Source organism: Arsenophonus sp. ENCA (genome assembly GCF_002287155.1).
Lineage (GTDB): Bacteria > Pseudomonadota > Gammaproteobacteria > Enterobacterales > Enterobacteriaceae > Arsenophonus > Arsenophonus nilaparvatae.
The window spans coordinates 1-12,043 of the sequence record NZ_NHNG01000791.1; the positions used below are offsets into that span (position 1 = coordinate 1).

A 12,043-nucleotide genomic window follows, 5' to 3' on the forward strand; every position below is an offset into this window, starting at 1 on the left:
AAAAACAAGAAAGGCCAGAGAAATGACAGCTCTTCGAGCTGTTTGCTATCCATCTCCCACCTAATGCTAAAAGCTCGTTTTACTCGCAATTAACATTCAGGAAGGAGAATTTCGCAAGTTTAGTTAAATCAGAGAATTGACATTGGTTAATATTTTTTTATTGAAGTCAGTGCCTAAATTCTTTTTTATTGTCGGCGTATCCCTCTACTTCTGAAAACAAAAAAACAAAAGGAAGCCAAAAAGTGTAGAAAACTATCATAGAGAAAGAAAATAGAATGAAGAGGGTTTTAATTTTATTCTTTTGCTAATGCATATTACCATGCATGGTAATATGCAACTAATCCCCAATCGTTTTTTCTTTAGCAAGATTACGTACCATCTCCCGTTCTATTTGTTGAAGTTGTTTGGTTAATCGATTTTCATTGACCACTTTTTTGACTATCTCATCGATATTTTGTTTTTGCTGATAATCTTCCAGGGCTTTTCGTTGCTCAGGGGTTAATGTTGCGGTTTGTGTTTCTTTCAGGCTATCAATATATTCTTTTGCCTTAACCGATGAAAGCGGATTGAATTTATCGTTTTCTTTGCCAAACGATTTGGCTATCTTTATGGCGTTTTCCTCCAGTTCGTGTTTGGTTTGCGTAAACTCGTCTTTCGGCTGATTGACCCATTGCTGCCCGCCTGTGATGGCTTTGGGGTTGTGAGGCATATCATTGCCTTCCAGTCTTACTATTATGCCGTGCTGTGGATGATTGGCGGCAATCTCGACGGCTTCCGTGAGGGTGTTTACCAGAGCTGTTTTCCCGTTTTGGCTACGCTGAAAAGCCAAAAATCGGGCTTCCTGGCTGCCTATTCTTTTTTCGGTTGTGTGGTTTCCGATTGGTTTTTGGGTATTACTGTTATTTAGTCTTGTCATCCACACGCCAGCCTTTTTGCCGTTTTGGTCAAAAACAGGAAAACCTAAGTAGTTTTGTGGGTATTTTTTGCCGATTCTAAGCCATTTCCCCATACTTTCACCTGAAAGATTGGATGCGCGTAAAACGGCTCTGCCTTGGGCGGTGGTCTCTAGCGGTTGCCCTTGTTTGAATAGGGCTTTGGCGTTATCGCGGGCGTTGATGTCTTTTTGTTCGACGATATCATGGGCAGTTGCTTTCTGACTTGGTTTTTCTAATAACGCTGTCCAGTCATCAATATTATCGGTGTAGACCTGAACATGGGCTTTGGCTCTTGAGAGTGCCACATACGCAGTGGCTGTATTGTTGGCGGCTTTGTTTTTTCCCTGCGTTTTTGCCAAGGTAATGGCAAATTGCTCACTGGCACCTTGCGAGGCGTGAGTGGTGATCGCGTAGGCTAAATCGATATGGGCGTGCTGTTTATCGGTTGTTGGGGTTAGGGTGCGAGTTTGCTTGCCATTGGTTAAGGTTATGATTTTTTCATCAACCGCCTGGATTTGCCAGACGCTGTTCGCTAAAAATCCCTGCTCGTTATCACTTTTGGTAAAACGGATTTTATCGCCCTGGCTCACGGTAAGGGTTTCAGGTTGATACAAAGTAATACCTTCTTTGACCGCCTGGCGGGGTGATAACAGGGTTTCTTGTCCCTGTTCATTTCTTAAGGTCACCGTGTCGTTTTTTGCGTCGATGGCGGTGATTTGCCAATACTGGTTATTTTTTAATGCCAGTGCTTTTTGGTGCGTTGCCCAGGTATTGATATTACGCAGTTGTCCATCGGGAACATTGGTGTTGACCAAAATGGGTAGCGTGACTTCATTACCCTGTAATTCGCCGTTTTTCTGCTTTTCCTCATGAATTAGGGCATTGATTGCGTGTCGGTCAGCATTTAACGGGGTAATAATCAGTGTCTTTTCCTGCGCTTCTTTTGTGCGTCCGAGAAAATCCGCGCCAATCGCTTGATGTAAGTTATCCGTATTGTCTTTCATCATCGATGCTTCTTTATTTTCTTTCATTTCGACGATGGAATTATCCGGTATCCAGGCGTTTTCTTTTCTGGGGACGATGTCCGGTGAAAGCTGATTAACGGTATGGATAGCCTCTTTGATGTTACCTGCAATCATCTGGACTATTGCGGGTTTTAATTGTGGTGTTTGCCGGACAATCTCTTTCATCACCACATTATCAATGGCGCTGCGCTGTTGTTGTAACCGGAAGGGTTGGCCTGGGCTGATAGGTTGCAGTTGGGCGCTATCGCCACTCATCACCGCCCGTCCGTTCCCCGCTGCAATGAAATGATAGGCTTTTGCCATATCGGTGTTACCAATCATCGCCGCTTCATCAATCACAAACAGGGTATTAGGGTGATTGGGTTGCTCGCCCTGGGCAATTTTTTGGCTTTCTTCATACAAAAAAGCCGCCAGGGTTTTCGCGTCAACGCCTGCGGTTTGCATTTCACTGATTGCCCGGTGGGTCGGCGCGAGACCAATAATCTGCGGTTGTTTATCTTTGGGTAAGGTGCTAATTGCACTTAACACCGCTTTAAATTGAGTGGTTTTCCCTACACCTGCATAGCCCTGGATGGCAATAAAGCGGTCAGGGGTTTCGAGTATTAGTTTTGTCGCCTCTTTCTGCCCTGGGGTCAGTCCGTTGAGGGCACTGTCGGGCACGGTAGACATTAACGGGGAGAGTGCGGATTTTCCTTCCGCAATGTGCTGAATAATCTGTTTTTCCGTTTCAAAGCTGGCTTTATTGATAAGTAAATTCGTGCCAAAACCTTCAACAATCGGCAATTTCATTAAATGCTGATTTTTAATCTGCGCGTCAATTTCCTGCTCGATGGCCTGTTGCGAGAGGGTTTTATCGCCCGCATTCAGTGCTGTGGCGAGGAGTTGTGCCTGAGTAAAGGTGATATTTTTTTGCTCCAGTTGTGGAATGGCAAGGCTAATCGCCTGCTGAGTGGGGGTGAAAAGTTGATTTTTTTGTTTCGCTATCGCCTTATCGAGATTCTGCTCTCCGGAAAGCGCATTAACCTGTTCTATCGTGGTTTGGTAGTGAGGATTTTTTGCCAGTTTCTGCGCCGTTTTTTGCGCATCCAGCGCCGAATAGAGAACCAGTTTCTCACCACTGCGGGCTAACTGGTTTAAGGTATCCTGATTTAAATCCCGTTGCGTGACCGCCGCAAAGACCCTTGACTTGTCACTGATGCTGCCACCTAACGGCTGGACATAATCCTGCTCGATTTTGAGCGCCGAAAAAACATCATGATTGGCTTTTATGGTTAATGCTTTTTTTGTGTTATCGTGCGTGAGGGTTATCTCGCCATTTTTAAGCTGTGTTGCGTGCAGGCGGTCACCTGTTTTTAATTTACCTTTTCCCTCACGAGCCAGGAGACGTAACCTTTCACCCTCACTTATCGCTATTTTTACTGGCTGATATAATGACCAGTTACTGTTAAGTTGCGAGATTTTTTCGAGGCGTTGTTCGCCATGCTGGTTTATCAGGGTTAAGGTATTTGACACGGCGGTGACTCTATCAATGATAAAACGCTCTTTACTTTTTTTCTCACTATCCCAGCATTCCATGACCCATCCTTCACGGTAGCTGTCACGCGAAGTCCGGCTTTTTGCCGTTAGCCATTGCGGTTTTAAGGTGGTGATGGTCACTTCATTTTTACCGAGCAACTCTTGCGTTTTTAGTGCTTCACGAATATATCCCGTTAGGTGTTTTTGTTCGCGATTGCCTGTTATTTGCGCCACGCTGTCAATGCCTTGTGCCAAGGTACGGGTGTAATCTTTTGCCAATTTCTTGAGTCTGGCGGTTTTATCCGGTTCACTCACTATCGCCGTTTGTACGGGCTTGATACCCGAATAACGAAAAACTGCCGTTTCTTGCCGTAAAATGGATAAGGCGTAGCCTGTGCCTTTACGTTGTTGGTTATCCATTAATACGAGTTGTAGATTTTCTCGAATTGCTTTATCGGTGAGATTCACCATTTCTTTTAACGTCAATTTTTCCGCATCCTGAACAATCAGGGTGCTATTGGGGGAAAATACGGTTTCCTGGTTTATCGCCTGGCGATTTAATATCTGTGATTCGGGTAAGGTTTCCGTCAGATATTGACGGCTTTTCAGGTCAGGGGCTAAAACAACCCCCTCCCGTCCCGTTTGCTTCGTGAGGGTGACGAGTTCCGCTACCCTGTCACGTCTGACACTTGCTCCGCCGATTCCTGACATGACCGCAATAGTGGGATTTGCGCATAACCATTGCCTGGCGGCAGGACTGATATTTGGATTAATCGGCGTTGCGTGAGGAATAACACCATGACTTATTTTCTGGTGTTGTTTTATCAGTTGTTTGAGGCTTAATTCATCCAGCAATTGAATATCTGAGGTGAAAAGGCCTTTTTCTTTATCCAGAGGAATAAGGCGTTCTTTCTCAATGGCCTGGTCAATTCCGGCTCTTGCCTGTTCAATTACACCCGGTTGGGCGGGTAACTGGTTGATGGCTTTCGCCAGGAGTTGTGAGTAAGTAAATTCGGTTTGGCGGTCGCTGAGTTGCGAAATCGCCTGACTAATGGCGGTTTCAATCTGCTCAGGTTCAATGGTCGGTGATGTTGTTGGGTTTTGTGATTGTAAACGGTTTATTTCAGCCTGAGCCTGATATTTTTCAGCGTCAAATCCCGTTGCACTCAGTTCGGCTTGCCATTGTTGCCGTAATTGTTGGGGGTCATGTTGGGTCTTTTTCTGACGGGTGTCCAGGGTGGCAATATCCCGTGCTTTGGGTGAAGCGTCTTTACCTACGGCGTTATCAATGGCTTGCGTCCGCTTAGAAAAAACCTCGGTGGGCACATTTTTTAATTCCCAGAGGCCATGTTTCCCGACTATCTCCGTTTCATAGCCTAAACCTTCCGTTTGTTCGCGCAGTGCATGACGGTAAATTTGCCCCAATGCAATTTTATTGGCTAATACCATTTCAGAAAATCCCGTTTTACCCACTGTGTCACTGGCTAATGCTTGCCATTTCTCGTTATGTTGGGTGGCATTGATAACAACACTGTGGGTATGTAGTTGTGGGTCAACATCCCGAGAGGTATCATGATTAAACAGTACGGCAATCAGGTTATCAGTGAGTACCGTTTGTTTTTGTCCTTCGCTCATGGTTCTGACAGAAGTAAATTTTTCGGCTTGTGAGAGTGCCACCTCAACGGCTTTATTATGCGCTTCCAGTAACCGTTTATCGTCTGCGACTAGTGCCATAATGGAAATACTTTTGGGGGCGGAAAACGTTAGGTCGTACCCTGGACGATGTTGATTTTTCCCGTCTTTATGAAAGGTTAACTCGGTTCCGTCTGGCAGTTTACCTTCCAGTAATTCACGAAAGGTATTTTTATCGAACTCTCCTGTTAACCCCAGTATTTCTGCCCCTTTGCCAAAGTAACGTTCTTCCATGCTCTCTAACACATAATAGTTATCTTTCTGAGTATAGTAATCTCCGGCACTTTGGGCAGATTTAATCCGATTGAATGATATCATTAGAGTTCAAGCCTTCGGTCTTTTTTCGGTTTAGGTTTATTAAGGTTAATTTCATCCTGTCGATGCTGTTGTTGATGGCTATTTATTTTTCCATTTCTCCGCGATTTTGCGGTTTTTTTATCCTGTGGGTCGATGGTTTCCGATGATTCAGGATGTTGAATCTTTATTGCTGGCGTTTGTTCTTTTTGTTGCGCCATCCCTGCGGTCTCTGTTGCTGCCGTTTGGGTCTCTTCTTGATTATTTCGATTTGTTGCTGGGGTAAAAAGTTTATCCAGATTAACGCGTTCATTTTCCCGTGCCGCGATGACGGTCGCTAAGCGTTTATCCATTTCCAGATTGACGTTACGTGCAATAAAATTGGGGGCGACTTTGGGGTAAGGGTGGTATTTTAAGGTCATTTTCACCACTGGATATGGGCCAGGTAACGTAATAAAGCACGTTAAGTCAGGTAAAGATTGAATATCGGAATAGCTGACCAATTGCACTCGCTGCATATCTTTCCCCACTGACACGCCATCCCTGACAGGGTCAGCGCCATATGAGTATTGTTCGCTGGCTTTTTGAATTTCGCGTTCGCCAATTTCTCCAGCGGCAAACTCTGCCATCTCTTTGGTGGTAGCACGGAAAAAGAAACGGGTATTAAGTACATCAAATAGCGTTAAAGCGCCTTTATTGCCGTAAATGTCCTGAAGTTGCGCATAAGATTGAAAACCCAATACAAAACAGCCGCCAAATTTCCGCGCTTCCGGTAAAATATCGACTAAATCAGGGAGCTTATGCAAGGTGGGTAATTCATCGGCAATAATCCAAACACGCCGCTCCCGATTTTCGCCCATTGCCAGTAAACTTCTGATGGCAATGGATAGCCACATGGAAATAACGGGTTTTAGTGAGGCATGATTCGCCGCATCGCTGGTGATAAATAGCCAACTGTTATTGCCTTTTTCCTGAACGCTGCGCATCCAGTCTCGAATGGTAAAGGTGTCGCCATTTTTTTCAATGCCTTGCATATAGCGCATGGCTTTGACGTAATTAGTCAGCACACTGCGAATGGATATAGCGGTTTTCTCGATTTTTTCTTCGACCAGATTAGCGGAGGGGGAGTCGCGGAGATATTCGCGTAAATGCGATAGTTCAATGGATAGCAACGTATGCAACAGTTTGGCATAGCTGCGGTCATCGTCTTTTCGCATCCGGTAGGCGGCTTCGGCAAAGATAGTGCGGGCGGAGCCTTGCCAAAACGGGTCTTCACTATGACCCATTGGGATTAAGGTGTGGGCGATATTATCAAAATCTGGCGTGGTTAAACATTCTGACCATAAATCCCAGGCGGCACAACGTGCATCCAGGGGATTGAGGATTTTATCTTTTTGCGGATTGAAATAGTCTTTAACGTAATCACAAGAGCGGTCGTAGAGAATTACCATATCCCCACGTTTGCGAATAATATCTAATAGACGGCGAATATAGGTGGATTTACCGACCCCTACCGTTCCGACCAAGCCAAAATTTTGAATTTCACTGCCCTTAATAATCGGTAGCTTGCCAATTTTAATATCAGAGGCTTCCCCCGCTCTTTTTAGCTGACGAGCGACGGCACTTGGATTATCACTTAATGCACGACCGCCTGTCTGTTCATCTTCACTTTGCTTTTTACCGTGATGGCCTAATACCCACCAGGCAACAAAGAGGCCAACAACACAAACAATGATGGCGATAATGCCTGAAATGATAAAGGTATTTAACACTTTTTCACCGCAATAGACGGTGTATCTATCCATCAAAATTTGGGAGGGGGTATAATGCAGTTTTTGTCCATAATAATCGAGATGGTAAACAGGCTCTGAGCGAAACAGTGAATACATCGGGACTAGCGTTTTACACCACCAATAAACCATGCCATTAACAAAGGTTTGCCAGGTGAGTTGGACGGTCATTGAGAGTGCGGCAATTATCCAGAAAGAGACAAATAAACAGTAAAAAATAATGTTACTGATTTGCCCAAACATACGCAGTCGCATAAAGGCGATTTGTCCGCCCTGCGTCATATCTTTAGCGTTAAAACTCATTATGCGCTCTCTTTTTTATGTTGATCTTTGAATTGTTCAATAATGGCTACGAAAGCAGAGAATTGATAACGGCTTATATCGATGCTAAAGATGGCTATTATAAATATTATTAAAAATAAGTGGGGTACTACAAAAAACAAAGCGAGAAGTTTAACTACACATAGTTTTAAAAAAAGCCCAAATGCCATAAGTATCGAAAAATAAAAGATCATGTATAACTTCAATTTCTTTTTTAATCCTTTTAGGCATATTGATTTACGCCGAAAATTCAATGGAATGGCTAGATAATTACCTCTTGTACCTGTGATTCCAAGAAATAATAGAAAGCATAAAAAACTAGTAAACATTAAAGCCAAAAAAAGCTCATCACTCAGCTTAAAATTAAAAACAAAAAATACCCAAGCCATCATAACAACCCAGTAAATTAATGCTGGTCGACAACATTCCCAAAATGTTGGAATTATCATTTCACCGTTTTTTAAAATTTTCTTTAATTCTTTTGCTTCTTCTGAAAGTATCTTGTGAGTAATCATTTTTTCTTGTCCTTCTGTTCAAAAAGCATTTTCTTATCTTGTTTATGGATTGCTTTTAAATTTTTACTATCTTTATCATCCGCCCTAAAAAATTGTTGATCGACTTTTTCTTGAGTATAGTCTTTTTGTTGGGTAATTTTTTCTTTGGTAAAGTCGGTCTGGAGCGTATTTTTTTGTTGGTTTATTTCTGTTTGCTGATTTTCTATCTTTTCCAGCATCTGATTTACTTTTTCGCTATTATCTTCTAACGAACCCCTAACTTTGTTTCTCACGTTATTGCTTATACTCGCTTGTTGTGGAATGTTTTTTGCCTGGTCAGCAAATGTTGCTTTTATCTTTTCCGCTTGATTCTCTGACGGATGAGTTGACTGTTTTGTTTGTAATGCATACTGATTCTCATGATACGCATTATCAATTTTTGGCGTCACTTGCTGTTGAACAAACTCTCTGGCTAACGCTTCACGTTCAGCCGCCATTTCCGGTGAATTCGTGTCGGTCAGGATTTGTTCAGCTTGCTGCGGCGCATGCTGTGAAACATAATTGGCAAACTGTTGGGTTAAGTTTTCGCTCATTTGACCGCTCAAACTTTCGGTGCGGGAAGCCATTTCTGCAAACTCATGACTGCGGGTGTTGCTGTCGGTGTATTGATGGTATTGGCTTTGCGCCTCATTGAGGGTTGCGGCTAATTGATTCACCTGTGAATCCGATTGATTGTCCGTATGGCTGGCTGAATCACTGGTACGGTAGCTGGTGAGCACATCCAGTCCCTGTTTAAAGTCGGATACCGCTTGTGCTGAGGTATCGTGACGGTTATCTTGGGTTCCAGTATAATGCTTGCTAGCTGAATGAGAGTCAGTGTCACTCAAAGAACCTTCAACGCCTCCATGAATTTCTGTGCCAACACTTGCTCCTGTTGCCCATTTTCCTAGTTTCGTCGCTAACATATCTCCGCTATCCCATTTGACATGGCCTGATAACCCAGAGTTTAAAGATGTCCGCCCCGATCTTTCCATCAACTCCTGCGTTGCCTGTGATTGGCTAATATTGTTGGCTTTGGCGTAACTTTCCACCGCTGAGGCCATTTGATGGGCAGCGCGGGATTGGTTACTGGTCAGGCTACTGTCTGCGCCTTTGACCAGCGAATCACTTTGCCCTGCCTGACGGGTAAATTGCGAGAGTTGGCTGGCGGCTGAACTGATACTGCTGTTGTAACCCTGTAGCGCACTTTGTGCCTGCGCTTCGCTGTTGCGTGCCATTTCCTGTTGAGCGCTGGCAATCGAGCGTTGAATGGCAATATTAGTCGGTAAGACGGACATCGCCCCTGTAGTGTTATACACCATATTGCCCTCCATCGTCTGGGTCGCTGAACCGCCTGATGCGGTCTGGTGGCTCATTTGTCCACTGGCAAAGGTGCTATTGGTACTCCAGCCGTAACCCTGTACATTATCGGTTTGCAGATTGTTATAGGCGTAATTCCCATCGACGGCAACACTGGCGGCCTGGGTGGTTGAGCCTAACATACTTGAACCCAGTGAACTGCTGACACTGGAGAATACCTGCCCCATTCCTTTGACCATTCCCCAGGAGATAAAGGGAATTAATAGCGATAGCCAGCCTGCGGCGGTGGCAATATCGGATTGATTGGATTTAATAATCGACAGGTTTGACAGTACAACAGGCACTCCATTCTTTTTGGCAAAAAACGTCATGGCACTGTTAAGAATGGCAAACAACACAGGCCAGCATTGCAACCAGAGGAAGGATAACAGGTAGTTTTTCACAATCTGGATAGTGAGCAAATTAATCAGGGCACACAGCAACATAATCGGGAAAATCCCCATCATAATCCCCATCAGAATAATGTGTAAGGTGGGTAGAAAATGCGGCGAGATTAACGCGGCGCTGGCTTGTGCCAGGCGTTGTTTTTCCAGTGCCATCATGGACGAAATGTTCATCATTCCTGCCACATCGCCATTACGCGCGCTGTAGGTCAAAATCCCGTTGTGAATGGCGTTCATGGTGACATTTTGTTTAAGAATTTCACTGGCACTTTGTCCACTTTGGTAAAAAGTCTGATAACTGTTGCCGAGTAAAACCCCAAATAGCGCATCGGGGTTCGGTCGACCGCCAAAGAGTTGGCGGGCGTAATAATGCCAGGTTTCGCCCCCTGTTTTGGTATCGAGTCCTAATTTGTTTTTCAGCACCACGGCGGCTTCCTGACAGGTTTCAAATACCCCCTCACGGTTAATCACCCCTCGCAGTGGACTCGGTCTTGAGAAAATCAACGAATACGGGTCACGGGTATTCATCAGTTGTTCCAGTGAATACTTATGATTTAACAGAATATCACCAATGACGCAGTTTTGAATGTAATCCGAAAATAAATCGGTGACTTCGGGGTTTTGTGACAGAAAATCGGTGCTTTTGGCAATCAGATTCGCGCCGAAAAGCATGCCTGTTTTAGTATAGGTGGCATCATCCGGTTGGGCGAAAATCGCTTCATACCCGGTTACCAGGCTATGCCCGATGGAACTCACAATCCCCGCCGGAATAATCAGGCCAACGGGGACATTGGGCACAGTATAGACGGTTTTTAAATCACTGTTATCGATAATCTGTACCGGATGTTTAATGGCAGCAAACAAGGAGACAAAGGCAATGGCAAAAACCCAACCGAGCATGCTCATGACATTATGGTGAATAAGCCAATGGTAAGCGACACAGAGCACGGAGACCAGCAGCATGACCCCTTTAATATAGATGAAGGTGTCACTTTGCATAAAGGTCGCCACGGCATTTAACATCTCGCGCAACCAATCGCCGCCGCCCATCGTGTAAATTTCGGTCATTAAATGCCTCCGTGAAAGTGATAATTATTTTGATAGCGGGTTAACATTTTGGATGATACCTGCTGGCGCATGTAGCTCATTTGACGGTCAACGACCAGCAGTGCGTCTTGCTGCACCTGTACCCGTGACTGAAACTGGCTAATCATGGCGGTGGCCTGATTCAGGTTTTCCAGCAAGGTATCAATCACGGGTTGCGGATAGTTGCCGATAGACAGCATCCCTCTGGCCTGTTGAATCAGTTCCTGCATGTACTGCAATAAGATGTCGTAGCCAATATAATCGGCGAGCTGGTAGAGCACACTGTTAGACACGCCTAACATTTGTGGGTCAACCAGGTAACGGAAGATGGGAATCGTGGTACTGGTGATAAATCCTTTTTCTTTTTCAGTGAGCGGCGTATCGCTATCGGCTTTATGTTGAATACTGCTTAATAATTGGGTGATTTGTGCTTTTAATGCTTTATTTCGGCTGATGGTAACATTGGCATCACTGACCACATTCAAGCATTTATCGCTGTCGTTGCAGTGATAGACTTTCGCCGTGCCGCCCTCCATCATAGTTTTTATCATGTCCTGGTCAGTGGTTTTTGGGGTTAACGGTTGAATTTCGCCATTGGCTTTAAACACCAGTGACCCCGTTAAGGTCATGACAAATTCCTTGAGTTCCTGGTTATCGTCAAACAGCCGACTTTTTGATAAGGCGTGCCACATGATATTGATGTTTTTTAACACCTGCTCTTTTTGCCGTTCATTGGCTTTATCCTGTACTTCATTCATTTTTCCGCCCACCGTACAGCCTTGGCGCGACGCCGCCCAGTCAGCAAACAGGTTGGATTCCCCGGCAATATCCTGGCACACTTTTTGTTGTGATACCTGGGTTTTTGGAAAAAGTCCGCCAATAATGCCCTGCGCAGCCTGACACGAGGTTAAATTGGTGCTATTGATATCCGAGGCCATCTTTTGCAAGAAATCTTTCGCGGTCACGAGTTTCGCAGTCTCTAAAAAAGAAGTATAAATTTAAAAACAAGAAAAAATCAGGATGTTCATATTTTGTCCGGTTATCCATGCATTAAAGATATCTATAAAATATTCTTGCAAGTAAGCAGTG

General features: G+C 44.5%; 4 protein-coding genes and 1 pseudogene. All 5 read right to left on the reverse strand.

The annotated features are described in order from the left end of the window. Window positions 1-337 precede the first annotated feature (337 nt). A complete protein-coding gene (gene traI / locus CBG25_RS20575) occupies window positions 338-5,485 on the reverse strand; it encodes a conjugative transfer relaxase/helicase TraI (RefSeq protein ID WP_290608938.1) in 5,148 nt (1,715 codons plus the stop codon). Further along, a complete protein-coding gene (gene traD, locus CBG25_RS20580; protein ID WP_290608939.1) occupies window positions 5,485-7,554 on the reverse strand; it encodes a type IV conjugative transfer system coupling protein TraD in 2,070 nt (689 codons plus the stop codon). The genes traI and traD overlap by 1 nt, the downstream gene beginning before the upstream one ends. Then, a complete protein-coding gene (locus CBG25_RS20585; protein WP_290608940.1) occupies window positions 7,554-8,087 on the reverse strand; it encodes a hypothetical protein in 534 nt (177 codons plus the stop codon). Before CBG25_RS20585 ends, traD begins: the two co-directional genes overlap by 1 nt. Further along, window positions 8,084-10,936: a conjugal transfer mating-pair stabilization protein TraG gene (gene traG, locus CBG25_RS20590; RefSeq protein WP_290608941.1), complete on the reverse strand. Its 2,853-nt coding sequence runs from the start codon at window positions 10,934-10,936 to the stop codon at window positions 8,084-8,086. The genes CBG25_RS20585 and traG overlap by 4 nt, the downstream gene beginning before the upstream one ends. Then, a pseudogene (locus CBG25_RS20595) lies at window positions 10,936-11,937 on the reverse strand (conjugal transfer protein TraH); the annotation flags it as partial. The gene traG and the pseudogene CBG25_RS20595, both read right to left, overlap by 1 nt. Between the last annotated feature and the right edge of the window lie 106 nt (window positions 11,938-12,043).

Coding starts and splice junctions, on each gene's coding strand:
- traI (WP_290608938.1), bottom strand. CDS start 5,485: ATGATATCATTCAATCGGATTAAATCTGCCCAAAGTGCCGGAGATTAC.
- traD (WP_290608939.1), bottom strand. CDS start 7,554: ATGAGTTTTAACGCTAAAGATATGACGCAGGGCGGACAAATCGCCTTT.
- CBG25_RS20585 (WP_290608940.1), bottom strand. CDS start 8,087: ATGATTACTCACAAGATACTTTCAGAAGAAGCAAAAGAATTAAAGAAA.
- traG (WP_290608941.1), bottom strand. CDS start 10,936: ATGACCGAAATTTACACGATGGGCGGCGGCGATTGGTTGCGCGAGATG.